The sequence below is a fragment of the Halanaerocella petrolearia genome, assembly GCF_054657875.1.
Window position 1 is genome coordinate 566112 of the sequence record NZ_BAAHXW010000002.1, and the last position, 24177, is coordinate 590288.

The window sequence follows — 24177 nt, forward strand, 5'->3', positions numbered from 1 at the left end:
AGTATGGATAAAATATTAGTAGTTGTTGCTCATCCAGATGATGAGATTTTAGGGGTTGGTGGTACTTTAGCTAAGCATATTGATAATGGCGATGAAGTATATTGTTTGATTTTAGGGGAGGGAATGACTTCTAGAAATGAAAAAAGAGAAGAAGTTGAACAGGAGAAACTAGAAGAATTGCATACGGATACTCTAAAAGCTGCAGAGATTATTGGATTTCAAGATGTATTTTTTTCTGATTTTCCTGATAATAGATTTGATGGAATTGATTTATTAGATATTATTAAAGAAGTAGAGGAAAAAGTTAATAAAATTGAGCCTGATATTATTTACACACATTATTCTGATGATTTAAATATTGATCATCAAAGGACTTTTAAAGCTGTAATTACAGCTTGTAGGCCAGTAGAAGATTATACCGTAAAAGAAATATATGCTTTTGAAACTCCTTCTTCTACAGAATGGAATTTTAATGATGAAATTTCTTTTAATCCTAATGTTTTTGTAGATGTAAAAAAAACTATAGATAAAAAGTTAAGGGCAATGGAATGTTATAAATCAGAAGTCAAAGATTATCCCCATCCTCGATCTATAAAAGCTTTAAGAACTTTTGCTAAAAGATGGGGTACAGTAGTAGGAAAAGAATATGTAGAAGCATTTGAATTAGTTAGACAAGTTAAAAATTAACTAATAACAAATAGAGTAATTATTATTTCAGATGTAAATCTTATAATTAATTTAATCAAATATGGCTTGAAATCTAACTATTTAAAGTGATAAGAAGTTATTAAATATATAATAAATAATTAAGTCTAAATCATAGAGTAGACATTAGAAGGAGGAAAATCATTGTTAGAAGTCTCAATTGGAAAAAGTTTTGATATAGATTTATTTATTAATTATGGTGTGTTAGAATATATAGCTGGTTTAGATGAAAGTAAAGAATGGGAAATTAGAGGTTTAGCAGGACACAAACCAAAAGCTGCTAAAAGATCATTAGAGCAACGAAAACAAAAAGTACAGGAATTGATTCAGAAGCAAAGTTTTAAAGAAGAGCTAAATAAGTTTATTAAAGAAGCTTTAAATTTATTTAATGCATTTATAAATAATAATGGAATAATTTCCAAATATATTAGTAATCGTAATTTTTATTTTGTTATGGGTTCCCCAAAAACTGGTGGGACATATATTTATAAAGAAGTGAGTAGAGCAGTTGGGTGGCCTTGGAAGAATCTTTTACGTTCAATGACTCATGATTCAATGCCTAATGGATATTTTATTAGAGGTGAAAAGAATGAAATAGGTGGTATGGGCTGGCGAGAACCAATGAAGTATTTTAATTTATTATTTCAAATTAGTCAGTTTTTAGTATATATGGATAAATAAGTTGAAAAAACAAGTAATGTTGTTTTAAAACATCTTTCTTTAGCTCATTGTTTAACTATATTAGATCAAATATTTGGGAAACAAGCAAATTATTTGGTTACTGTTAGGCATCCAGGAGCTGTGAGTGCTTCTAGAGCTGAAAGTTGGGGTAGAGAGAATGATAATGAATTTAAATATGGTTGGTTTCAACTTTGGGAAACTCTCTACACTGAAGTAGTTCGTGATGGTTTAACAGAAGGAGAGATTATTCCACTATTATTTGGTAAGGATATGGATGATTTTCTTAAAGAGTTTTTTTCAAAACAAGGTTTTCCAGAAGAAATTGATGGAATTAAAATAACCTCATGAGATTATAATCAGGAATTCTGGAATCAAAAAAGAATTATTGAGCGTATGGAAAGGATTAAAAATTTATGGGAACTATATGGTCTCGAATTTCCTATGCCAGAAGAGATAAAGTAACTGAAGTTTGGACTTCTGAAATAGATACTAAGTTTAATGAATTATGGATTATTGAATAGAATACATCTTTAATTATAGTCAGTCTTATGTTTCTTGTAGTTTTGAAACTATAATCCTCTAATCCAGGTTGTTTTTAAGAGATGTGCTTTAAAATATATTATTTGTAATTATGATAAATTAATTATTCAATAAGATAATAGTTAGTTTAAAAAGGAGTGATTACTTATTCAAAATATAAATTTAGAAACTAATCTTAACCTGCCACTCCATCAAGCTACTTTGGATTATGTTGGAGAAGTAGATCCAATTTTAGAATGGGAGGCAAGAGGAATAAGTGCTCATAATCAACAAGAAAAAGCTGAATTAAAACAACAAAGAAGAAATGCTAAACAGCTTTTAAGTACAGAACAAGGGCAGAAAAAAATTAATTCTTTTTTACAAGAGTGTAGTACAATCTTTCATAAATTACTTTATGAAGATAAAATTTGGCTTGAGGATTATTTTTCAGAAAAAAGATTTATATTTGTAATTGGAGCAATGCGGACAGCTGGCACATATTTGTATACAGAATTAAGTAAGATAAGGAATATTGATTGGAAAAATTTAAGCATAAAGATGACACATGATAGTATTCCTACTTATGGATATCTAGAGGGTTGGGAAAAACCTAATAGATGGTTACCTTTAATGTTTGAAATGGCTCAATTTTTAACTTGGGCCAAGAGAGAGTGTAGTGAGCAAAATGTTATAATACAGAAAAGAATTGCTTATGGTCATGCGTTACCGGTATTAAATAATTTATTTGGAGATAAAGCAAGTTATGTAATAACTGTGAGACATCCTGGTGCGATAGCTAAATCATTTCAAAAGATGGAAGGTATCGATATGAAAAATACGTTAGAACCTCCATTATGGAAAGAGATGGCGAAACAAAGAAAAGGGATTAGTTATTCCGAATGGGAAAAATTAAGTTATAATGAAAGGATCTTAATCTATTGGCAAATATATTATGAAGATGTAGTTAAATATGGTTTACCAGAAGGTAATATAACTGTCTTAGGATATGGTAAGGAAGAATATGAAGGGTTTTTAAGTGATTTTGCAGATAAAAATAATAATAAAGAATATACCCTAACTAAGTTTAATGTAAGTGATAAACAATATTCTGACTTCTGGGATTCAGAACAAGTTAATGAAATAATTAATCAGGTTAAATTATGGTGGCAGATTCATGGATTTGAGTTTCCAGAAGTAGAATTAAGATAATATATCTAAAGCAGATTTAAGAGTTAGTAATTTATGAAAGATAGGTGATAGAAATTAAAAAGGTTGCTTTTCGAGTTGATGGTGGTGTAAAGGCTGGCCTAGGCCACATTATGCGCTCTTTAGCTTTAGCAAGGTCCTTTCCTCGAGAGATTGAGCTAACCTTTATTACTAAATCTGGGCAGAAAGTCAAAGATCTAATTAAAGAGAGAGGCTACGATGTGTTACAATTAGATTCTAGTTTAAATTATACAGTCGAAGTAAGAGAAGTGAAAGAATTAATTAAAGATAATGATTTTGATATTTTAATCACTGATTTCTATGAAATAGGTCAAGACTATTTATTAGAATTAAAAGAAGTAGTAGATAAATTAGTATCTATTCATGATTTTGCTCCATATGTTTTCCCCTCTGATATGGTGATTAATGGTAATGTATATGCTCCTGATATAGATTATCAGTCTTATGCTGGAGATACAGAGTTTTTATTAGGAACAGATTATACATTAATACGAGAAGAGTTTCAAAATATTCCGCAACGTGAAATTAATCAACAAGTAAATAAAATATTAGTTACTGTTGGCGGTAGTGATACATTAAATTTAACGCCTAGGATATTACAAGCTTTAGATAGGTTAAATATTGATTTACAGATAGACGTAGTGATAGGGCCAGGATTTGAGAATGTTGAGGAAATTATATCTATAACTAGACAAAGTGATTTAGAAGTTGCTCTTCATTTTAATGTAAAAAGGATGAGTGAGCTGATGTTAAATAATGATTTAGCTATTTCAGCAGGAGGAAGTACTCTTTATGAATTGGCAGTGACAGGTCTACCTGCTATAACGCTATTACAAGCTGAAAATCAGATTTTAGTTGCAGAAAATATGGAAGAACAAGGAGCAGTTAACAATCTAGGTTTTGGAGATCAAGTTACTAGTAAAGAATTAAGTCATAAAATTAAAGAGTTAATAGACAATTTTTCTTTAAGGAAGGAAATGTCACAACAGGGCCAACAGCTAGTTGACGGACAAGGAGCTCAAAGAGTAGTGGAGAACCTATTATATGACTAACCTTAGAGAGAAACTTATTTTATATTATGACTATTGAGTTTGGGCCTGACTTAACCTCAAGCTTAATAATATTTTAGCAGTTTACTTAATTGAGTAATTATTCAACTAGGTACGCGCATTAACTTGGACTTCAAGGGGTTGATAAATTGCATACTAATGGATTAAATATAAAAGAGATAGAACGAGATATAGGGCAGAATCTCCAGGTCCACTATGGAATAATAGAGTATCTAGCTAATTATGATCCCCAAGCAGCTTGGACGGTAAGAGGTATTTCTGGTAGAGATGGGTCATCACAAAAGTATTTTACATACCAGCAGAAAAAAATAAAAGAATTAGAACGAAGGTTAGAAAATGATAACCAGCTCCAAGCTAAGCTAGATGATTTTCTAGAAGAGTGCTTTGCTTTATTTAATGCTTTTATTAATGAAGAGCAGAGTATAATTAATCGGTATTTAGATAAAGAATTTTATTTTATCTTAGGAGCGGCTAGAACTGGTGGTACTTTTATGCTTAAAGAAATGAGTCGAGCCCTAGATTGTCCTTATAAGGATTTATATATGTCTATTTTACATGAGCACTTCCCTGATTTTGATATAGAAGAACCCTATACTATGGGATGGAGAAAGCCAGACAATTATTATTATCTCTTATTTCAAATAGTACAATTTTTAGTTTATATTAGAAGAGAAGTTCCACAGAAAAAGAAGGTAGTTAAAAAGACTAGATTTAGTAAATGTATGCAGCTTATAGATCATATTTTTGGTGAGCAAGCTCATTATATAGTAACAGTCAGACATCCAGCTGCTATTAATGCTTCCCGAATTGAAACAGGGGCAACAGGAGAAGTAGTAGATGATTTTGAAAAAGAATCTAATAGAACTCTATATTTATGGCAGAATGTCTATAAAGAATTAGTCAGAGATGGAGTGCCTGAAGGAGAAATCTTACCTGTTTTATTTGGGCCAAAGATGGATAAATTTTTAAATTATTTTTTTGGTCAGCATAATTCTGATAAACAACCAGAAAAATGTAAAATAACTCCTAGGGATTATAATCAAGAGTTTTGGCATAGTGATTATGTTGTTAACTCTATGGAGTGGGTAAAATTATTATGGCAACTCCATGATTTAGATTTTCCAGTTCCTAAACAAATACTGTAAATGAGTAGAGGAAGCTGAGGTTAAAATCACCTCAGCTTTCTGCAATTAAGCTCTAACATCTAAATTATGTCCTATATGTGGATGGGCAGGTTGTTTCTTAGGTTGAGTAGAATCGAGTAGTTTAGTAATCTGTTTACCAGTCTGTTCTACTTGATCTTTAGCCATATTCATAACTTTCATACTAGCTTGATTTTGCAGTTGATTATGCTGAAGAGCTGTTTTTGTAGCTGCAATATCCATAATTGCACCTCCTTTAAGTACTTATATGTTAAAATTCAAGAAAATTATAAAATACTCCTTTTTAATGGTAGTTTTAAATTACTTATACTATATTTTAATAAATAAAGGAAAGTTGATTGTTTTCTAGAATTAAATATAAAATAAAAAGGAGGAGGATGGTATGAAAGTATCTAGGGCCAACAATAATTTATCAACAGAAAGTATAAGCTCTAATAGAAAGCAAGTTCATAAGTCTCAAATAGTGAATAATAACTTAGGGTCAGAAGAAGATAAGCTAGAGAAAGAATTTACTAAAGAAGAGTTAGAAGAAGGAGTAGAGCAGTTAAATGAAGCTGTACAACCTTTTCATAAAGAGTTGAATTTTGAGTTGCATGAAGAGAGTGAGAGAATGATGACTAAAGTAGTCAATACTGAGAATAATGAAGTTATCAGAGAAATACCTCCTAAAGAAGTATTAGATATGTTAGGCAAGATCAAAGAGATGGTTGGTTTGATTTTAGATAAAAAGATATAATTAAGTTTGAGTTTAAATAAAAAGTATAGTATTATTAATCTTGTCGGACTATTATAGTTCGGCTTTTTTGTTTAAAAAAAGTTAAGGAGAGATAACAATGGCCGAAGATATGTTGTCAGCATTAGAAGAAGAAGTAGATTTATATCAAGAGATATTGGAACTGACTAAAGAGAAAAATAAACTACTTAAGAATAATGAAGATACAAGTGAAATTGATGAGAAGAAACGAGAGTTACGAGATCAGATTTCTAACTTAGACCTTAAATTTGATATCAAGCAGATTGATAAATTTAATATAGTGAATAAGAGTGATATTGATAAGATTAATCAATTTAAACCAATGTTAAAAGAGTTATATGCTTTAGAACAGGATAATAAAGAGTTGGGATAAGATAATAGGATGTTTCAAAAAATATTAATGTAATCTGAAATTAACATAGTGCAACTTGATTAATCAAAGCTTAAGCTTGAGTTTAAGTTTAAGCAACCAATAAATCCAGTAGTTTTAATGGTTTACTTAAACTCAGGCTCAAACTAAATAGTTGTACTATTAATATTTAGTAGACAAAATTATCTTTTAGAATCCTCTTGATTAAGGCTAACAAACATTAGTCATAAATTTTATTATTTCCTCTTGCATAATTATAATATATCATTTATAATTATTTATAAGACAACAAATGTTAGGGGGCTAATAATGAAAAAAATATTATTATTTTCTTTATTAATAGGATTATTGGTAGTTACAGGATGTGGACAACAAGAGACTTCAACTTGGTCACAAGTTAAAGAAGAAGGAAAATTAGTAGTAGGGATGAGTGCTGATTACAAACCATTTGAATATCCTAATAAAGATAACGAGATTGTTGGTTTTGATGTGGATATTTTAAAAGCTATTACTGATGAATTAGGAGTAGAGTTGAAATTAAAGGATACAGCTTTTGATGGATTAATTCCAGGACTTAAGACTAATAAGTATGATATAGTTGCTTCAGCAATGACAATCACAGAGAAAAGACAGAAGGCTGTTAACTTTTCTGATTCTTACTTTGATGCGGGCCAAGTGATTGCAGTTACAGCTGATAATAATCAGATAAAAAAACCAGCAGACTTAAAAGGTAAGACAGTAGCAGTTCAGTTAGGAACAACAGGTGATTTAGAAGTTAGTGAAATGGATGGGATTAAGAAGATTAAACGATATGAGAAGATTACTCAGGCTTATATTGAATTAAAGAATGGTCGAGTAGATGCAGTAGTTAATGATAAGCCAGTAACTAAAGCTTATATTGACAAGAATCCAGAGGTTAAGATGGTAGATGAACCATTTACTAGTGAAAAGTATGGTATTGCCTTTAAGAAAGGTGATAAGAAGTTATTAGAGAAGGTTAATGGAGCGCTAAAGAAGATTAAAGAGAATGGAACTTACGATGAGATTTATGATAAATGGTTTAAATAGTTAGTCATTAGCTATTAGTCGTGGGTCGTTAGCTGTGAGCCATAAGCCATAATTATAATTTATGGCTCATAGCCTAAGACTCAAGACTATTTATTAATCCAGATAGCATTTTACTTACTTCATTTATTCTATTTTTAAATTGTAAGTAATCTTGATTTGTTATGTAGTTTAAGTCTTTTGCTAGTAATAAGTGATATTTTAACTCTCCAGAGGATCCTTTCGCTATATTAACAAAATTTTTATATTCTTTATCACTACTTCTATGACTACCCTCCATTAAATTGGCATTAATTGAAGAAGCTGCTCTTCTGATTTGGGATGTAAGCCCAAATTTTTCTTTATTAGGAAAGGAAGAAGTAAGTTCATATAGTTTTATTGTAAGCTTGTGAGTTTTTTTGAAAACACTTAAATTCTCTGCAGTGCTCATATTATTCCCCCTTTTAAATCTATTAAACGTATTATAACCTTAAAATTACTTTTTATAAGGTTTTGAATTAGCACACGACTCAAGACTAAAGACTAATAGCTAAAGTGTTTGCATAACTAAACAAAGTAATGTATAATTACTTTCGATGGATTTTTATTATTTATATTATATATAGTGTCAGTGTGAGGAATCAGTATAAGATTTAATAATTTAAGGATTTGAATTGGCTAGTAGCACACAGCACATAGCACACGACACACAGCTTATAAACTGTACACTGTAAATTAAAATACAAGGAGTGAAAATAATGTGGGCCAATAAAATAGAAATTATGCAGAATGCATTACCTTTATTACTTAAAGGTGCTGGCATGACAGTTAAGTTGACAACTTTTGGTGTCTTGATTGGTGTTATCTTAGGGACAGTATTAGGATTGGCTAGAGCTTGGAGAAATAAATTTTCTCGTAACTTAGCTAAGGCTTATATTGAATTCTTTCGTGGTACACCTTTATTAGTGCAATTATTCTTATTATATTTTGGATTACCTAGTTTAGGAATTGAGTTATCTCCTTATTTTGCTGCGATTATTGGATTAGGTTTAAATAGTGGAGCATATGTAGGAGAGATTGTACGATCTGGAATTAGTGCCATTAACACAGGTCAAATGGAGGCAGCTCGTTCTTTAGGGATGTCTTATTTTCAGGCTATGAGATATGTTATTTTACCACAGGCTTTTAAAAGGATTGTGCCACCATTAGGTAATGAATTTATTGCTTTATTAAAAGATTCTTCTTTAGTATCAGTGATTGCCGTTAAGGATTTAACTCGACAGGGACGGGTAATTATTAGTCGGAATTATGAATCATTCTTAATCTTTGCTATGGTAGCTGTGTTATACTTTATGATGACGTTTGTTATGACAAGATTAGTAGAGGTTGTAGAGAGAAGATTAAATGTTAGTAATTAGGATTACATCTGTAAGTAATTAGCTTGAATAGAGAAAAAGAGCAGGATATCCTGCTCTTTTTAATTTAAGAATCATTATTAGTGTTTTATAGAGTAGAGAGGTGATAGCTGTATGAAAGATATTTGGCAGTTATTTATCATTTTCTTACGAATAGGAGGATTTACTTTTGGAGGTGGTTATGCTATGCTGCCTATGATTCAACAAGAAATTGTAGAAGAGAGGCAGTGGGCTACAGAAGAGGAGATAGTCGACTATTATGCAATTGGTCAGTGTACTCCTGGGATTATTGCTATTAATACAGCTACTCTAATTGGTTATAAACTTAATGGAATAATGGGGTCACTGGCTGCAACAATAGGTATGATAGTTCCTTCTTTAATAATAATAATAAGTATAGCCACTTTTTTTATCGGTTTCAAGATTATCAATTGGTACAACATGCTTTTGCTGGTATTAAGATTGGTGTAGTAGCTTTAATAGTAGATGTAGTTATCAAAATGTGGGATCATTCGGTACAGAACTACTTTGGAGTAGTTTTATTTCTAGTATCGTTCTTATTACTTGCTGTTATAGAATTATCTCCCATTGTAGTTATTGTAGGTTCTGGTTTGATTGGAATTATTATTCAGATCAAAGGAATTAATGATTTAGATAAAGGTTCTTTAGACCAGGGGACTGATCAGGAATGATATATTTCAAATTGTTTTTTGAGTTTTTTAAGATTGGTCTATTTTCTATAGGTGGTGGGCTGGCTACTTTACCATTGTTGCAACAACTGGTAGAGAAATATGGTTGGATTACAAATCAGCAATTACTAGATATGATTGCAGTTTCTGAATCAACACCAGGGCCAATTGGAATTAATGTAGCTACTTTTGTAGGCTATAATACTGTTGATTTATTAGGAGGAATAATTGCTCCTATTGGTTTGGCAACTCCATCAGTAATTATTATTGTAATAGTAGCTCGTTATTTTATTAGGTTTAATGAACATCCTATTGTTAAAGGAGCTCTTGGTGGGGTTAGGCCAGCAGTAGCAGGCTTAATTGGTTTTGTAGCTTTTGAAGTTGGCAAAGGAGAACTGGTTGATTTCAAAGCAATGATTTTATTTAGTATACTCTTATATTTGATAAATAAATATGAGAAACATCCTATTCTATACTTAGTAGGGGCGGCAATGGTAGGTATAATTTTCAAGTATTAACTTTAAAGTTTTCCCAACACTCTAATTAATTTGTAAGAAAGGTGAGTATCAATGATTAAAGTAGAAAACTTACACAAAAGTTTTGGTGAGTTGGAAGTCTTACGTGGTATTGATCAGGAGGTTGAGCAAGGAGAAGTAGTTGTGGTTATTGGCCCAAGCGGTTCAGGAAAGAGTACCTTCTTACGTTGTTTGAATAGATTAGAAGAGCCAACAGCTGGTGAAATTAGTATTGATGGAGAAGTAATCAATTCACCACAGGCTGATATTAATCAAATTCGCCAAGAGACTGGTATGGTCTTTCAGCACTTTAACCTATTTCCTCATAAGGCGGTGTTAGGTAATATTATCTTATCTCCTATGAAGGTTAAAGGAGTAGCTAAAGAAGAAGCTACAGAGATAGCTTATGACTTACTAGATCAAGTAGGTCTAAGTGATAAAGTGGATACCTATCCTAGTCAACTCTCTGGTGGCCAAAAACAACGGATTGCCATTGCTCGTGCTTTAGCAATGCAACCTAAAGTAATGTTATTTGATGAACCGACTTCAGCTTTAGATCCAGAGATGGTAGGAGAGGTATTAGAGGTTATGCGTGATTTGGCTGAAGAAGGAATGACCATGGTAGTTGTAACTCACGAAATGGGCTTTGCTCGTGAAGTAGGAGATAGAGTCTTATTTATGGATCAGGGAGTTGTCGTTGAAGATGCTAAGCCAGAAAAGTTATTCTCTAATCCAGACGAGAAGAGAACACAGGAGTTTTTAGCTAAGGTGTTGTAAGAATTTGTTTTTGTGATAAGTAAATTATTACCGATATAGTGTGTCACTTTTGTTACACAGTTATGAGTCGTGTGCTGTGAGTTATCAGCCCATTCAAAAAACCACTACATTCAAAATTTAATCTCTACAAAAGGTCTTATTTTAAGATACATGAGCTGTTTTATGGTTTTGAATTGGCTCATCCTACGAGTTTCTATGAAACTCTTCGTGATAAAGATCATCCGCACATAGCAGACAGCTGTCTGTTGTGGCAAGAAAGTGCCACTTTATATCAATTAAGTTACATTATTTAAGTCGACACTAGATTGCTTATAATCGCTTATTTGATTAGTAAAATATTCTTGACAACTACTAGACCATATGTTAAACTAATAATCGAACTGAGTTGGCAAGAAAGTTGTCACAAATGATTTTCTAATTAGGAGGAATGTGCATAATGAAAGAACAAGGTAATGTTAAGTGGTTTGACGAGAAAAAAGGTTATGGATTTATCGAGCGTGAAGAAGGTGACGATGTATTCGTTCACTTTTCTGCAATTGAGGAAGATGGTTTCAAAACTTTAGAAGATGGTCAAGCAGTAGAATTTGAAGTTGTTGAAGGAGACCGTGGTCCTCAAGCTGAAGATGTCGTTAAGCTATAATTAATATAGATTACGACTGTCAAGTCTCGGAGTTGATCCGAGACTTTTATTTATTTTTTGTAACCAATTTTTCAAAAAATAAATAAAATTTATGCAGGAATTTATTGATCAATCTATAAATAGTATAATAGAGAAAGATATTTACTTACTATATTATGAGATATTGGTTGTTTAATCTCTTCTGGAAGGGGTTGATCAGGTAATGAAATTGATGTTACGGGGTAAAAATATTGATATTACAGATGCTTTAAGAGATTATGTGGAAGAAAAAATAGGAAAAATAGAAAAGTATTTTAATATTGATGATGAAGCAGAAGTTGAAGCTCAAGTTTCATTGACTGTAGAGCATGAGGAACATATTGTAGAGGTTACTATCTTTGTTGATGGTTTAATCTTACGTGCTGAGAAGAAGACAAGCGATATGTATGCTTCTATTGATGGAGTAATTGAAAAACTTGAGCGTCAAGTCCGTAAATATAAGACTAAGATTCAACGTAAGCTGAGAAAAGAAAAAGAGGAATTCAAACAGAATGTAATTGAATCCCGGCAGGAAGAGGAAGATGATGAACCTAAGATTGTAAGAACTAAGCGTTTTGCTGTTAAACCAATGCAGATAGAAGAAGCAGTTATGCAGATGGATCTACTAGACCATGATTTCTTTGTCTTCTCTAATGCTGAAACTGAAGAAGTTAATGTAGTATATAAGAGAAATAATGGAGATTATGGATTAATTGAACCTACGTTTTAGATAATAAATCTAAATAGTTAGAAAGGGGCTAGCCGAGAGGCTAGTCTTTTTTATTGAAATAAAGCTAGTTTCATTTCAATAATTGACAGTTTACAGTGTACAATTAACAGTTAAAGTCAAAACATAATTATAAATTATCTGTATTATTATATTTTTTTGTTTTTTAGAGAGTTTATGATTTGAATAGGAAAAAAGGTTGATAAGTCTTTCCGAAATGGTTTTTGAACTTAAAATTTACGTTGACATTTTGTAATTATTGGATTTGATGATATAATGATAGTGACTATGAAATATAAAATTAAGAGGAGGTAATCCATGTTTGGATTTTTAAAGAAGTTATTTCCTGATCCGAATGAAAAGAAATTAAATCAAATTAGACCTATAGTAGAGAAAGTAAATAAATTTGAACCTGAAGTTAGTAAGTTGACTGATGAAGAGCTTAAAGATAAAACTGATGGATTTAAAGAGCGATTAAAAAGTGGTGAGACAGTTGATGATATATTACCAGAGGCTTTTGCTGTTGTACGAGAAGCTTCTCAGCGAACTACTGGGATGCGCCATTATGATGTACAAGTTTTAGGAGGGATTGTTCTTCACCAAGGAAAGATTGCTGAGATGAAGACAGGTGAAGGTAAGACTTTAGCAGCTACTTTACCGGCTTACCTGAATGCATTAGCAGATAAGAATGTTCATATTATAACAGTTAATGATTATCTAGCTGAACGTGATAGTGAATGGATGGGCCAAATTTATCAGTTTCTTGGTTTGGAAGTAGGTGTAGTTTTAGAAGATATGGGCACGGAAGAAAGAAAAGAAGCCTATCAAGCCGATATCTTATATGGAACTAATAATCAATTTGGATTTGACTATCTAAGAGATAATATGGCTACTGAGTCAGAAGAGTTAGTACAAGGAGATCTAGGTTTTGCAATTTTAGATGAGGTAGATAGTATTTTAATTGATGAAGCTAGAACACCTTTAATTATCTCTGGTCCTGCTCAAGAGTCACCTCAATTATACTATAAGTTTGCTAAGATAGCTAATAGGTTACAGATAGATAAACACTATGAAGTAGATGAGAAGAAGCAGTCAGTAATTTTAACTGATGAAGGTATTGATAAAGTTGAAGATATTTTAAAGATAGATAATATTTATGATAATCAGCATATGGATGAGTTGCATTATATCAACCAGGCTTTAAAGGCTAAAGAGTTGATGCAACGAGATGAAGATTATATTGTGCAGCAAGGAGAGGTTCATATTGTTGATGAATTTACAGGGAGGTTAATGTCTGGTCGTCGCTTTGGTGAAGGGTTACACCAAGCTATTGAGGCTAAAGAAGGAGTTAAGATCCAGCGTGAGACTCAGACATTAGCTAGTATTACCTTCCAGAACTTCTTTAGAATGTATGGTAAATTATCTGGTATGACAGGTACTGCTGCAACAGAAGAAGAAGAATTTGAAGAGATTTATGATTTAGATGTTGTTGTGGTTCCTACTAATGAACCGGTTATTCGTGAGGATCTTCCTGATGTAGTTTATAAGACAGAAGATGCTAAATTCAGAGCAGTAGTTAGAGATATTAAAGAGAAGAATCAGAAGGGCCAACCTGTCTTAGTAGGTACAGTCTCTATTGAAAACTCTGAAAAGTTAAGTCGTCTGTTAAGAAAAGAGAATATTCCTCATGAGGTACTAAATGCTAAACAGCATGAACGAGAAGCTGAGATTATTAAACGGGCTGGTCAGAAAGGTTCAGTGACAATTGCTACTAATATGGCCGGGCGAGGAACTGATATTGTCTTAGGAGAGGGAGTAGTTGAGTTAGGAGGACTGCATGTAATTGGTACAGAAAGGCATGAAAGTCGTCGAATAGATAATCAGTTACGTGGTCGTTCAGGACGACAAGGTGATCCTGGTTCTTCTAGATTCTATGTATCTCTTGAAGATGATTTAATGCGCCTCTTTGGTTCTGATAAGATTTCAGGAGTTATGGAGACACTAGGTGTTGATGAAGACCAACCAATTGAGCATAAATTAATTAGTAAATCACTAGGAAATGCTCAAAAGAAGGTAGAAAGCCGTAACTTTGAGATTAGAAAGAATATTTTAGAGTATGATGAAGTCTTGCATCAACAGAGAATAGCTATTTATGAACGCCGTCGCCAGATCTTACTAGGAGAAGATTTAGAAGAACAGGCAACTGAAATTGCTCACAACTGGTTAGAGGATATATTAGAAGATTATGTCGATGAAGATGATCATCCACGTGATTGGGATCTAGCAGGGTTAGCTGATCATTTAAAGCAGATGTTAAAGGTGGTTGAAGTTGAAACTGAAGATTTAGAAGGTTTACGACTAGAAGAGTTAAAAGATAAACTACTTTCTACCTTCCAAAATGCTTATCAGGAGAAGAGGGAAGATTTAGGTTCTGAAGGCTTAGAAGATTTAGAGAAGATAGTAATGCTTAAGATTATTGATGATAAATGGATGGATCACTTACAAGCTATGGATAACTTACGCCAAGGAATTGGTTTAAGGGCTTATGGTCAGAGAGATCCATTGACTGAATATAAGTTTGAAGCTTTTGAGATGTTTAAGCAGATGAATCAATTGATTAGAGAAGAGATTATTAAGTATTTATTTGCTATTGAGGTAGTTGAAGAAGAAGCAACTCCTGAAACTAGAGAAGGTCTTAATTATACACATGGTTCTGAGGTTACTGCTTATGATTTGGCCCAAGAGCAGAAACAGCGCCAACAGCAAGCTAGAGCTCAAGGGCAACAAGCTCAAGGTCAAGGTCAAGAAGAACAGCCTAAAGCCCAGCCTTTAAGAAAGAGAGAAGAGCCAGGTAGAAATGATCCTTGCCCTTGCGGTAGTGGTAAGAAGTATAAGAAGTGCTGCATTAATAAAGATAAGTATGGTGGATATAATAGGTAGATTGATATAAAAATATTTTTATATCAATCGTCGTGAGTTGTGAGTTATGAGTCATGAGTTAATTTAAAATCACTAGTTTAAATTCTTTAAAAGCAGAATAGAGAATATAAAGTATCAGGAATTAGTGTGAGTAATAAATATTAAGTCTGAGCTTAAGTTTGAGTAAATATTGATTTAAGCTTAAACTTAGGCTCAATTATTATTTAATCTTTGTTACTTGTTTTTTGATTTTAACAGTTAACTGTAAATTGTAAACTGTAAAATACATATGCGAGGTGGTTGGATGAAAGATTTAACAGAAAAGTTATCTAAGTTAGAAGATCAATTAGCAGAACTGAGGGAATCTCTTTGACTATGATCAATTGGTAGCTAAACATGAAAAGTTAAAAGAAGAGATGGCTCAGCCTGATTTTTGGAATGATAATAAACGAGCTCAAAAAATTAGTAAGCAGGATAGTAATTTAGAAGATAAAATCACTGGTTATGATGAATTAATTGAAGAAAAAGAAGAGTTAGAAATTCTATTAGAGTTGGCTACTGAAGAAGATGACCAGGAAACAATATCTGAAGTAGAAGAGCGATTAGGTAAACTAAGTGAAGATATAGAAGATATGGAACTTAAAGTATTATTATCAGGTAAGTATGATAATAATAATGCTTTATTATCAATTAACCCTGGAGCTGGTGGAACTGAGTCTCAAGATTGGGCTGAAATGCTACTTAGAATGTATACTCGGTGGGCTGAAGGACATGATTATAGCATTGAAACCTTAGAGTTTATACCAGGTGATGAAGCAGGAGTCAAGAGTGTAACAATGCAGATTAGTGGTTCTGCTGCTTATGGTTACTTAAAGTCAGAGAAAGGGGTCCATAGATTAGTTAGAATCTCTCCTTTTGATTCTTCTAGCCGGCGCCATACTTCTTTTGCTTCAGTTGATGTCATGCCTGAGTTAGATGATGATATTGATGTAGATATTAAGCAGAAAGACTTAAAGATGGAGACTTATCGAGCTAGTGGTGCTGGTGGACAGCATGTTAATACTACTGATTCTGCAGTGCGAGTTACTCACTTGCCAACAGGAATTGTAGCTCAGTGTCAGAATGAACGTTCTCAGCATAAAAATAAAAGAGGAGCTATGAAGATCCTAAAGGCCAAATTATTTGAATATCTACAGGAAAAACAGGCAGAGAAATTAGAGGAGATTCGTGGTGAGCATAAAGAAATTGCTTGGGGTAATCAGATTCGTTCTTATGTCTTTCATCCTTATCAAATGATTAAAGATCATAGAACTGATTTTGAGACAGGTAAGACTGAGCAGGTAATGGATGGAGACTTGGATTTATTGATTGAAGCTTACCTAAAGCAAGAATAGTTTTAAAAGCTGAGGCATAAATTAATATAGGTTTACTTTCCTCGTCTTATATAGGCGAGGAGTTTCTTTTTTTATAGTAGTGAGTTGTGAGTTATGGGTTGCTCAGACTTAACCTCAAACTTAAGCTCAATATCTGTCTTTTGATGTTTTAGATATTATTTATTAATTATTATTTGTTCTTTGCTTTTAACTGTCAACTGTACATTGTCAATTAACACAAGTGAGGTGAAGGATATGTATTTGATTGCCTCAATTACAATAATTGGTCTGTTGGCTGGAGTAGTGGGTACTGGATTAGGGGGAGCTATTAGTTTTGTTTGGCGCCGACCTAAGGATAGATCGATTAGTCTGATGTTAGGAGTAGCCAGTGGAGTTATGTTATCTGTTGTTTTACTGGATTTACTTCCAGAAGCAATAGAGCATAGTAATTTAATTTATACTGTTTTAGGTGTTTTATTAGGTTTAATAGTATTAAGTTCATTGGCTGGTTATATTAAGACTGATGGAGAAGAGAATGAGCATATAGAGACAAGTCTTTTATTAGGTTTAGGGATTGCTCTGCATAATTTTCCTGAAGGGTTAGCTATTGGAGCTGGCTGCATAGCTGAAGCTAAGTTAGGCTTGAGTTTAGCCGTAGTAATCACTTTACATAATCTACCAGAAGGCTTAGCTTTAGCTACACCAATGAATATTGGGGGGTGGTCTCCTTTTAAGATTTTAGGGGCTACTATGCTACCTGGAATTCCAATGGGAATAGGAGCTTTTTGTGGAGCACTATTAGGGTTTATATCGCCTATAATATTAACTATTAATCTAGGCTTTGCTGGTGGAGGTATGCTCTATATTATTATTTATGAGTTATTACCAGAGGCTTATAATTTTAGGTATGGTTTATATGCTACAGTAGGACTATTAGTTGGTTTAGGGGTTGGGACAATGTTAGCTTTATTCTTGTAAAGTGGAGGAATTAGTATGACAAAATCAATTAAATTCTGGTTTGTAATTATTATAATAGTAATAATGATAGGTCTGCAGTTATTATTACCTGGCTTTTTTGCTCAAGAAGTAAAAAAGAGTTTAAAGAATGAGGTAGAAAGTTGGCAACAGTTAGAAGTAGATGTTGATGCTTTTCCAGCAGTCAAGGTCTTGATTGGTCGAATTGATGAGTTGGATTTGGTAGGTAGAGGTATCAAGTTAAATGGAACTAGAGTTGATAGCTTGGAGGCAACTTTTAAAGATCTAAAATTAAAAGAGACTAAAGAAGGTTGGCAGGTGACAGAAGGAAAGAATACCTATTTAGATTTAGAGATAACAGAAGAGGATTTAAATAATTATTTATTAACTAAGCCTGCTTTGAAGATTTTTAAGAACTTTAAAGTTGATTTAACTTCTAGTCAGGTGATTATGACAGGATTAATTAACTTTTTTAATGCTGAAGTTAATCTACAGTTAGCCGGTAATTTTGTAGTAGCTAATAAAGACAAGATTGTTTTCAAGTCTGATAAATTAGCTGTTGAGAATATTGTAGTTCCAGGAGAAGTTATTAAGGAGTTGAAGAATAAGTTGCAGTTTAAAATAGATTTAGCTAAACTAACTGTTCCTATCAGAGTAAGGAAGGTTAATTTAGAGCAGGATAAATTGCAGTTGTTAGGAGAGAACGGTGAGTAGTGAGCGGTGAGCTATGTGTCGTGTGCTATGAGTTATGGGCTAATTCAAAACCAAAATTCAAAATACTTCTCTCCCTTGAAATGATATATTTTATATAGGGTATAGGTTTTGTAATGTAGAGATTTTGATTTAGCTCACAGCACATGTCACACGACTCATAGCTATTAATAAGATAGACAATTTGACCTAGTAAGAATAATTAACTAATAAGTTCCGAATCCTAAAGGTAGGGAGAATAATAAAGTGTGGTGGACTTGATGCGAAAGATATTAATTATTCTACTATTGATTTCTATAGTTAGTGCTGGGATTCTAGTAGCTGATAAATCACAAGTAGAGACTAGTAATAGACAAGTAGAATTGATAATGGATTATAATTTGTTGGCTGATGCAGACCAATTATCATTATTACCTAAGTTAAAGGAATCAGGACTACAGACCATAGCAGTTAGAGGAGAGAGTTTACAGGAGCTGGACAACAAAAATGAGTTAGTCTATTATACTGGTAAAAGACTTAGCCTATTAGATAATCTAGTCCAAACTAATGCTGAGTTTGATTCGAATGCTCTTTACATTAGTGGTCCTTTTAAGTTATTAGTGAATTTAAAACGAGCTTTAAAACTTAAGTTAGGAGCAGATAGAGTAGAGTTAGATAATAATATCCTAATTATTAAAGATTACCAATCTGATTCTAAAATACTGAAAGAGCCTTTAATGATGACTTCTTTTGGTTATCAGTTGGCTAATAAGTATGGTTTAGATTTGATTCCTAGAGTTAGTAGGCAAGTTGGCTCTAGTAATTTAGCTAATATATTGGCTAAAATTCCAAAGGTAAGCCAGATTATTTTTAGTGGAGAAGAGGTAGTTGGTTATCCAGATAAATTAGAGCAGACAGCTAGGGTGCTCCAAGAGTTTGATATTACTCTAGGTCTGATAGAGCCCTTTATTGCTTATCAACAAGGGGCTCATAAGTTGGCCCAAAAGATAGACTACCAATCTGTTAGAGTACATAGTATTGATCGACAACTATTATTGAACCTACGAGTAGAAGAGGTAATTGGTCGTTATTTAAAGGCAGTACAAGAGCGAGGAGTGAGAAGTTTATACTTAAAGCCTTTTGCTACTAGAGAAGAGACTCTAGAGTTTGTAGCAGGGTTGAGTAGAGAATTAAAAGAAACTGGCTATCAATTAGGTAGAGCTAAGCCCTATCAACAATGGAAAAAGTCTTTTCATTTACGCTATTTAATATTATTAGGTGCAGTTGCATTAATATCTTTAATAGTAGATCTAGTACAACCTAATTTTACATTATCTATTTTTATCCTAGTAAATATAACATTAGTATTGTCAACTTTACTTGTAAGACATTTCGCTTGGCAGTTGATAGCTTTAGTTATAGCCATTGCAACTCCTATACTAGTAATTAGTTATATTAATTTCCAACTTGATAGAAAAAAAGGTATAGTTGATAGTCTTATTCTCTTTATTCAGGTTAGTCTATTATCTTTAGCAGGTGGTATCTTAATTTCTGGTCTATTATCTGATACTAGTTATTTATTACAGATTAGAAGTTTTCGAGGGGTGAAGTTGGCTTTTCTTCTACCACTATTATTAGGAGGAGTTTATTACCTTTATCAACAGTATAATAGTTGGGAGAAGTTAAAAGAATTTTTATTAAATTTATTTCAGCGACCAGTATTATGGCAAGAAATAATAGTTATAACTATAGTCTTAGGAGTTGGAGTTATTTATCTTAGTAGAACAGGAAATGTCTCAGTGATTGGTGTTAGCTCTATAGAGCAGATGATTAGAGGTTTTTTAGAAGAGATACTGCCAGTTAGACCACGATTTAAGTCATTTTTAATTGGACATCCTCTACTTTTATTAGGTATAGATCATTCATTACAGAGAAAGAAGTTAAGTTGGTTAGTAGTACTAGGGCTAATAGGGCCAATTAACTTACTCAATACTCTCTCTCATCTACATACTCCAGTCTTAATCTCTTTAGTAAGAATTGTTGAGGGGTTGCTGTTAGGTGGGGGGATTGGAATAGGGCTGGTAGTTGTTAATCGTAAGTTATCAGTAGTGAGTGGTGAGTAGTGGGTGAGGTGTAGTGAAAGGTAAATTATAAAAGCGAAACTTAATTGATATTAAGTGGCACTTTTGTGGTACAGCAGTGGCTATGAGCTGTGAGTCCAAAATAGCCCATAAATCTTAAAATAAGAAATTTTATAGAGGTTAGATTTTGAATGTAATGGTTTTGAATTGCACATAGCTCAAAGCACACGGCTCATGACTATGTCATTGAAACTGCAAACCTTTTGAAACAGGTGATTTTTATGCCCAAGGTTATGTTATCTGGATACTATGGTTTCAATAATGCTGGTGACGAGGCAATTTTATCTGCTTTAATTACAGGGTTGAGGCAGAAGATAGATGGTGTTGAATTAACTGTCTTGTCTGGTAATCCCAGTTGGACAGAAGAAGTACATCAGGTTCAGGCAATTAATAGGTATGATGTAAAGCAGTTGACTTATTATTTCAAACAAGCTGATTTATTAATCAGTGGTGGAGGAAGCCTGCTACAGGATGTAACTAGTTGGAAGACAATACCTTATTATTTAGGGGTTATACAGTTGGCCCAATTATTTAAGTTGCCTGTCTTCTTCTGTGGTCAAGGAGTAGGGCCAATTAATAGTCGACTCAATCGAAAGTTAGTTAGGAAGGTATTATCTAGAGTCGATGCTATTACAGTTCGAGATAAAGCATCTATGAAACTTCTAGAAGAGATAGGTGTCAAAGGAGAAGTGAATTTAACAGCTGATCCAGTCTTTTTACTAGAGGCTGTTTCCCAACAAAGAGTTGATCAGATTCTAAGCCAAGAAGGTATTAGTTTAAGTTCACCAGTGATTGGAGTTTCGCCCCGTTCTTGGGGAGATAATAGATATTTAGAAGAGTTGGCTAAGATATTAGATAGACTTAAAATAGAACTAGAGGCAGAGATCTTATTTCTTCCTCTGCACTACCCAACTGATAAAGAGGTTAGTTTGCAGATAAAAGGATTGATGACAGAGCAAGCAGTTGTTATTAGAGAGAATTATACTCCTCAGGAGTTATTGACTTTAACTGGAATGACTGATTTACTAATAGGTGTTAGACTTCACTCACTAGTTTTTGCTACAGTAATGGATGTTTTACCAGTTGGAATTGCCTATGATCCAAAAGTAGATAACTTTTTGGAGCGGTTAGAGTTGGCCCCAGTAGCCAAAGTTGATTCATTACAAACAGAAGAAGTTTATCCTACAATAATATCCTTATGGGAGAAAAAAGAAGGTATAAAACCAACTTTACAGAAAAAATCCAATAATTTAGAAGGACTAGCCCAACAGAATCTAGAAATAAGTTTACGGCTGTTAAGGGATTTTTATGGTAAATAAAGTCGATATCTTAGGAGTTTTAATTGATCAGGTAAATATGTCAGAAACAGTAGAGAGAGTTGAAAAGTTTGTTCAATCAGAAACTAGTAATCTAGTTGTAACTCCTAATGCAGAAATGATTGTACAGGCTAATGAAGATCTAGTGTTAAAGAGGATTATCAACTCTGCCCAATTGGCTATACCTGATGGTGCTGGAGTTGTATTAGCTACTAAGTTATTAGGAAAACCACTTAATGAACGGGTGGCAGGAGTTGATTTAGTAAAAAAATTATTAGCTAAAGGAAATAAGAGTGGGTATAGTTTTTATTTTTTAGGAGCTGCTCCTGGAGTAGCAAAGCAGGCTAAGCAGAAGGTATTAGAGAAGTATCCTAATTTAACTATTTTCACTCATCATGGTTATTTAGATCGTGAATCAGAACAACAAGTAGTAGCTGATATTAAAAATCAGTCAATTGATATTTTACTAGTCGGTATGGGAGTTCCTCTACAGGAAAAATGGTTAGCTACTTATCTACATGAATTAGCAGTTCCAGTAGGTATAGGAGTGGGAGGTAGCTTTGATATTTTAGCTGGTAATAAGAAACGAGCTCCTATTATGATGCAACAACTTAATTTAGAATGGTTATACAGACTAGGGCAAGAGCCTAAGCGTTTAGGAAGGATGATAGCATTACCAGAATTTATTTATAAGGTTATACAACAGCGGTTTAAAATGGGTAAGCAAGGTGATAAGTAGTGATTATAACTAAAGAGACAGTCTATGATTACTTTATAATTACATTAGGATCAGTATTGACAGCAACAGGGTTAGTAATGTTTCTAATACCTAATAAGGTTGCTGCTGGAGGAGTTAGTGGTTTAGCTACAGTAATTTATTATCTCTTTAATTTACCAGTAGATAAGGTGATACTAGCTTTTAATGTCCCACTTTTTATAATTGGTTTTAGAGAGTTTGAAACCAAATTTGGAATTAGAACTTTATATGGAATTTTAGCTTTATCTTTAGCAATTGATTTATTGACTGGAACCCTACCAGTGATTACGCATGATCCCCTATTAGCTACTTTATATGGTGGTGGTTTAACTGGTCTGGGTTTGGGATTAGTCTTTAGAGCTAAAGGTACTACTGGAGGGACTGATTTAGTAGCTCAGCTGATTAGTAAATATACAAATTTTAGTGTAGGAAAAGGACTATTAATTATTGATTTTTGTGTTATTGCTTTAGCTGGAATTGCTTTTAACCCGGAACAGGCTTTATATGCTTTGGTTGCTTTATATGTTACTAGTAGAGTTATTGATTTAGTTCAGGAAGGATTAGATATTGCTAAAGCAAGTTTTATTATCTCTGATTCGGCTTCTGATGTTAAGGGTAAGATCTTAGAGGAGATGGATCGGGGGGTCACTGTTTTAAAAGGTGAAGGTGGTTTTACTAAAGATAATAAAGAAATATTATTATGTATTATTAGTCGTTCAGAAGTATCAGACCTTAAGCGTTTGGTACATACTATAGATGAAGATGCCTTTGTAATTATTACTGAGGTACATGAAGTCTTAGGTGAAGGTTTTAATGAAAACTTACTTAAGGAGGGTTAATTATGGCAAAGATTACAGAGTTAGAAGAGAAAGCAAAAGCAATTAGATATGATATTTTAGAAATGTTAGTTGAGTCTGGTTCTGGACACCCAGGTGGTTCTTTATCAGCAACTGATATTGTAACTGCTCTTTATTTTGATGAAATGAATGTAGATCCTGAAAATCCTGATTGGGAGGATCGTGATCGTTTTGTTCTATCTAAAGGGCATGCTGCTCCAGTATTATATGCTGCTTTAGCAGAGAAAGGTTACTTTCCGAAAGAAGATCTAGATACTTTAAGAAAGTTAGGTAGCCACTTACAGGGACATCCAGATATGAAAAAGACACCAGGAGTAGATATGACAACTGGTTCCTTAGGTCAAGGTTTGTCTACTGCTTTAGGAATGGCTTTAGCTGGAAAGACAGATGATAAGGATTATCGTGTTTATTCTTTATTAGGTGATGGTGAACTGCAGGAAGGACAAATTTGGGAAGCTGCTTTAGCTGCAGTCCAATTTGAGTTAGATAATTTAGTAGGGATTGTAGACAATAATCGTATTCAACTTGCCGGAAAGACAGAAGAGATTATGGAAGTTTTGCCTATTGTTGAAAAGTTTGAGTCTTTTGGATGGTATGTAATTGAAATTAATGGACATAATTTAGAAGAAATTTTAGCAGCCTTTGATGAGGCAAGAGAAGTAAAAGGACAACCAACAATGATTGTAGCAAACACAGTCAAAGGTAAAGGTGTTTCTTATATGGAAGATAATCCAGCTTGGCATGGTAAGACACCTGGAGATGAAAAAGCTAAAACAGCTTTAACTGAACTAGAGTAAAGGTGGTTAACAATTAAGCTTAAGTTTGAGTTTAAGTC

General features: G+C 33.0%; 27 protein-coding genes. 25 read left to right on the forward strand and 2 right to left on the reverse strand.

From position 1 onward, the window contains the following. The first annotated feature begins 3 nt into the window (after positions 1-3). The 6 genes from ACYQ39_RS10055 (at position 4) to ACYQ39_RS10080 (ending at position 5347) form a co-directional block, all read left to right on the forward strand. Positions 4-687: a PIG-L deacetylase family protein gene (locus tag ACYQ39_RS10055; RefSeq protein WP_459842660.1), complete on the forward strand. Its 684-nt coding sequence runs from the start codon at positions 4-6 to the stop codon at positions 685-687. A 162-nt stretch (positions 688-849) separates the two neighbouring features. After that, positions 850-1386, forward strand: a complete 537-nt coding sequence (locus ACYQ39_RS10060) for a hypothetical protein (RefSeq protein WP_459842662.1) — start codon at positions 850-852, stop codon at positions 1384-1386. A 120-nt stretch (positions 1387-1506) separates the two neighbouring features. Then, positions 1507-1734 (forward strand): hypothetical protein, encoded by a 228-nt coding sequence (locus ACYQ39_RS10065; RefSeq protein WP_459842664.1) that lies wholly within the window; start codon positions 1507-1509, stop codon positions 1732-1734. 393 nt (positions 1735-2127) lie between these two features. Beyond that, positions 2128-3114: a hypothetical protein gene (locus tag ACYQ39_RS10070; protein WP_459842666.1), complete on the forward strand. Its 987-nt coding sequence runs from the start codon at positions 2128-2130 to the stop codon at positions 3112-3114. Between the two features lie 44 nt (positions 3115-3158). Then, the gene (pseG, locus tag ACYQ39_RS10075) at positions 3159-4184 is read left to right on the forward strand and encodes a UDP-2,4-diacetamido-2,4,6-trideoxy-beta-L-altropyranose hydrolase (protein WP_459842668.1); all 1026 of its coding nucleotides are present in this window, start codon (positions 3159-3161) and stop codon (positions 4182-4184) included. A gap of 146 nt (positions 4185-4330) precedes the next feature. Continuing rightward, positions 4331-5347: a hypothetical protein gene (locus ACYQ39_RS10080; RefSeq protein WP_459842670.1), complete on the forward strand. Its 1017-nt coding sequence runs from the start codon at positions 4331-4333 to the stop codon at positions 5345-5347. Between the two features lie 45 nt (positions 5348-5392). Here ACYQ39_RS10080 and ACYQ39_RS10085 read toward each other — a convergent pair whose 3' ends face one another. Further along, on the reverse strand, positions 5393-5587 hold the full coding sequence (locus ACYQ39_RS10085; RefSeq protein WP_459842672.1) for a YjfB family protein: 195 nt from the start codon (positions 5585-5587) through the stop codon (positions 5393-5395). A 160-nt stretch (positions 5588-5747) separates the two neighbouring features. On the opposite strand from ACYQ39_RS10085, the gene ACYQ39_RS10090 reads away from it, so the two are divergent. From ACYQ39_RS10090 to ACYQ39_RS10100, 3 genes are all read left to right on the forward strand, one after another. After that, positions 5748-6101 (forward strand): flagellar protein FlaG, encoded by a 354-nt coding sequence (locus ACYQ39_RS10090; protein ID WP_459842674.1) that lies wholly within the window; start codon positions 5748-5750, stop codon positions 6099-6101. Positions 6102-6198: 97 nt separating this feature from the next. Then, positions 6199-6492 carry a flagellar biosynthesis protein FlgN gene (locus tag ACYQ39_RS10095; RefSeq protein ID WP_459842676.1) on the forward strand — a complete coding sequence of 98 codons (294 nt, stop codon included), beginning with the start codon at positions 6199-6201 and terminating at the stop codon, positions 6490-6492. A gap of 306 nt (positions 6493-6798) precedes the next feature. After that, positions 6799-7557: a basic amino acid ABC transporter substrate-binding protein gene (locus tag ACYQ39_RS10100; protein WP_459842677.1), complete on the forward strand. Its 759-nt coding sequence runs from the start codon at positions 6799-6801 to the stop codon at positions 7555-7557. A gap of 73 nt (positions 7558-7630) precedes the next feature. Here the strand turns inward: ACYQ39_RS10100 and ACYQ39_RS10105 are convergent, their stop codons facing one another. Further along, a complete protein-coding gene (locus tag ACYQ39_RS10105) occupies positions 7631-7984 on the reverse strand; it encodes a four helix bundle protein (protein ID WP_459842679.1) in 354 nt (117 codons plus the stop codon). Between the two features lie 307 nt (positions 7985-8291). On the opposite strand from ACYQ39_RS10105, the gene ehuC reads away from it, so the two are divergent. The 16 genes from ehuC to ACYQ39_RS10185 all read left to right on the forward strand — a co-directional run bounded on the left by ehuC (position 8292) and on the right by ACYQ39_RS10185 (position 24139). Continuing rightward, positions 8292-8951: an ectoine/hydroxyectoine ABC transporter permease subunit EhuC gene (gene ehuC, locus ACYQ39_RS10110; RefSeq protein ID WP_459842681.1), complete on the forward strand. Its 660-nt coding sequence runs from the start codon at positions 8292-8294 to the stop codon at positions 8949-8951. 111 nt (positions 8952-9062) lie between these two features. Beyond that, the gene (locus ACYQ39_RS10115) at positions 9063-9419 is read left to right on the forward strand and encodes a chromate transporter (protein WP_459842683.1); all 357 of its coding nucleotides are present in this window, start codon (positions 9063-9065) and stop codon (positions 9417-9419) included. Beyond that, positions 9380-9640 carry a chromate transporter gene (locus ACYQ39_RS10120; RefSeq protein ID WP_459842685.1) on the forward strand — a complete coding sequence of 87 codons (261 nt, stop codon included), beginning with the start codon at positions 9380-9382 and terminating at the stop codon, positions 9638-9640. The genes ACYQ39_RS10115 and ACYQ39_RS10120 overlap by 40 nt, the downstream gene beginning before the upstream one ends. Beyond that, positions 9637-10155, forward strand: a complete 519-nt coding sequence (locus ACYQ39_RS10125) for a chromate transporter (protein ID WP_459842687.1) — start codon at positions 9637-9639, stop codon at positions 10153-10155. Before ACYQ39_RS10120 ends, ACYQ39_RS10125 begins: the two co-directional genes overlap by 4 nt. Before the next feature lie 51 nt (positions 10156-10206). Beyond that, positions 10207-10929, forward strand: coding sequence for an amino acid ABC transporter ATP-binding protein (locus ACYQ39_RS10130; protein WP_459842689.1), 723 nt, complete (start codon positions 10207-10209; stop codon positions 10927-10929). Between the two features lie 436 nt (positions 10930-11365). Next, on the forward strand, positions 11366-11569 hold the full coding sequence (locus ACYQ39_RS10135; protein WP_459844337.1) for a cold shock domain-containing protein: 204 nt from the start codon (positions 11366-11368) through the stop codon (positions 11567-11569). A gap of 202 nt (positions 11570-11771) precedes the next feature. Continuing rightward, positions 11772-12317 (forward strand): ribosome hibernation-promoting factor, HPF/YfiA family, encoded by a 546-nt coding sequence (hpf, locus tag ACYQ39_RS10140; protein WP_459842691.1) that lies wholly within the window; start codon positions 11772-11774, stop codon positions 12315-12317. Positions 12318-12632: 315 nt separating this feature from the next. Further along, positions 12633-15254 carry a preprotein translocase subunit SecA gene (gene secA, locus ACYQ39_RS10145; RefSeq protein ID WP_459842693.1) on the forward strand — a complete coding sequence of 874 codons (2622 nt, stop codon included), beginning with the start codon at positions 12633-12635 and terminating at the stop codon, positions 15252-15254. 283 nt (positions 15255-15537) lie between these two features. Beyond that, positions 15538-16627 (forward strand): peptide chain release factor 2 gene (gene prfB / locus ACYQ39_RS10150; RefSeq protein WP_459842695.1). Its coding sequence is split into 2 segments (ribosomal slippage): positions 15538-15603 and positions 15605-16627, totalling 1089 coding nucleotides; the frame shifts between segments, so codons are not numbered across the junction. Between the two features lie 234 nt (positions 16628-16861). Further along, positions 16862-17584 (forward strand): ZIP family metal transporter, encoded by a 723-nt coding sequence (locus ACYQ39_RS10155; protein WP_459842697.1) that lies wholly within the window; start codon positions 16862-16864, stop codon positions 17582-17584. Between the two features lie 15 nt (positions 17585-17599). After that, the gene (locus ACYQ39_RS10160) at positions 17600-18295 is read left to right on the forward strand and encodes an LmeA family phospholipid-binding protein (protein WP_459842699.1); all 696 of its coding nucleotides are present in this window, start codon (positions 17600-17602) and stop codon (positions 18293-18295) included. Between the two features lie 257 nt (positions 18296-18552). Further along, on the forward strand, positions 18553-20394 hold the full coding sequence (locus ACYQ39_RS10165) for a DUF5693 family protein (protein WP_459842701.1): 1842 nt from the start codon (positions 18553-18555) through the stop codon (positions 20392-20394). A 239-nt stretch (positions 20395-20633) separates the two neighbouring features. Continuing rightward, positions 20634-21731, forward strand: coding sequence for a polysaccharide pyruvyl transferase CsaB (csaB, locus tag ACYQ39_RS10170; protein WP_459842703.1), 1098 nt, complete (start codon positions 20634-20636; stop codon positions 21729-21731). Next, the gene (locus ACYQ39_RS10175; RefSeq protein ID WP_459842705.1) at positions 21721-22467 is read left to right on the forward strand and encodes a WecB/TagA/CpsF family glycosyltransferase; all 747 of its coding nucleotides are present in this window, start codon (positions 21721-21723) and stop codon (positions 22465-22467) included. The genes csaB and ACYQ39_RS10175 overlap by 11 nt, the downstream gene beginning before the upstream one ends. 5 nt (positions 22468-22472) lie before the next feature. Further along, positions 22473-23324, forward strand: a complete 852-nt coding sequence (locus ACYQ39_RS10180) for a YitT family protein (RefSeq protein ID WP_459844339.1) — start codon at positions 22473-22475, stop codon at positions 23322-23324. A gap of 2 nt (positions 23325-23326) precedes the next feature. Further along, positions 23327-24139 carry a transketolase gene (locus ACYQ39_RS10185; protein WP_459842707.1) on the forward strand — a complete coding sequence of 271 codons (813 nt, stop codon included), beginning with the start codon at positions 23327-23329 and terminating at the stop codon, positions 24137-24139. The last annotated feature ends 38 nt before the right edge of the window (positions 24140-24177 follow it).

What these genes read in the sequence shown, in the direction of transcription:
- secA (WP_459842693.1), top strand. Translation starts at nt 12,633, where the DNA reads ATGTTTGGATTTTTAAAGAAGTTATTTCCTGATCCGAATGAAAAGAAA.
- ACYQ39_RS10130 (WP_459842689.1), top strand. Translation starts at nt 10,207, where the DNA reads ATGATTAAAGTAGAAAACTTACACAAAAGTTTTGGTGAGTTGGAAGTC.
- ACYQ39_RS10095 (WP_459842676.1), top strand. Translation starts at nt 6,199, where the DNA reads ATGGCCGAAGATATGTTGTCAGCATTAGAAGAAGAAGTAGATTTATAT.
- ehuC (WP_459842681.1), top strand. Translation starts at nt 8,292, where the DNA reads ATGTGGGCCAATAAAATAGAAATTATGCAGAATGCATTACCTTTATTA.
- ACYQ39_RS10175 (WP_459842705.1), top strand. Translation starts at nt 21,721, where the DNA reads ATGGTAAATAAAGTCGATATCTTAGGAGTTTTAATTGATCAGGTAAAT.
- ACYQ39_RS10085 (WP_459842672.1), bottom strand. Translation starts at nt 5,587, where the DNA reads ATGGATATTGCAGCTACAAAAACAGCTCTTCAGCATAATCAACTGCAA.
- ACYQ39_RS10155 (WP_459842697.1), top strand. Translation starts at nt 16,862, where the DNA reads ATGTATTTGATTGCCTCAATTACAATAATTGGTCTGTTGGCTGGAGTA.
- hpf (WP_459842691.1), top strand. Translation starts at nt 11,772, where the DNA reads ATGAAATTGATGTTACGGGGTAAAAATATTGATATTACAGATGCTTTA.
- ACYQ39_RS10165 (WP_459842701.1), top strand. Translation starts at nt 18,553, where the DNA reads ATGCGAAAGATATTAATTATTCTACTATTGATTTCTATAGTTAGTGCT.
- ACYQ39_RS10090 (WP_459842674.1), top strand. Translation starts at nt 5,748, where the DNA reads ATGAAAGTATCTAGGGCCAACAATAATTTATCAACAGAAAGTATAAGC.
- ACYQ39_RS10055 (WP_459842660.1), top strand. Translation starts at nt 4, where the DNA reads ATGGATAAAATATTAGTAGTTGTTGCTCATCCAGATGATGAGATTTTA.
- csaB (WP_459842703.1), top strand. Translation starts at nt 20,634, where the DNA reads ATGCCCAAGGTTATGTTATCTGGATACTATGGTTTCAATAATGCTGGT.
- ACYQ39_RS10125 (WP_459842687.1), top strand. Translation starts at nt 9,637, where the DNA reads ATGATATATTTCAAATTGTTTTTTGAGTTTTTTAAGATTGGTCTATTT.
- ACYQ39_RS10105 (WP_459842679.1), bottom strand. Translation starts at nt 7,984, where the DNA reads ATGAGCACTGCAGAGAATTTAAGTGTTTTCAAAAAAACTCACAAGCTT.
- ACYQ39_RS10135 (WP_459844337.1), top strand. Translation starts at nt 11,366, where the DNA reads ATGAAAGAACAAGGTAATGTTAAGTGGTTTGACGAGAAAAAAGGTTAT.
- ACYQ39_RS10160 (WP_459842699.1), top strand. Translation starts at nt 17,600, where the DNA reads ATGACAAAATCAATTAAATTCTGGTTTGTAATTATTATAATAGTAATA.
- ACYQ39_RS10115 (WP_459842683.1), top strand. Translation starts at nt 9,063, where the DNA reads ATGAAAGATATTTGGCAGTTATTTATCATTTTCTTACGAATAGGAGGA.
- ACYQ39_RS10185 (WP_459842707.1), top strand. Translation starts at nt 23,327, where the DNA reads ATGGCAAAGATTACAGAGTTAGAAGAGAAAGCAAAAGCAATTAGATAT.
- ACYQ39_RS10100 (WP_459842677.1), top strand. Translation starts at nt 6,799, where the DNA reads ATGAAAAAAATATTATTATTTTCTTTATTAATAGGATTATTGGTAGTT.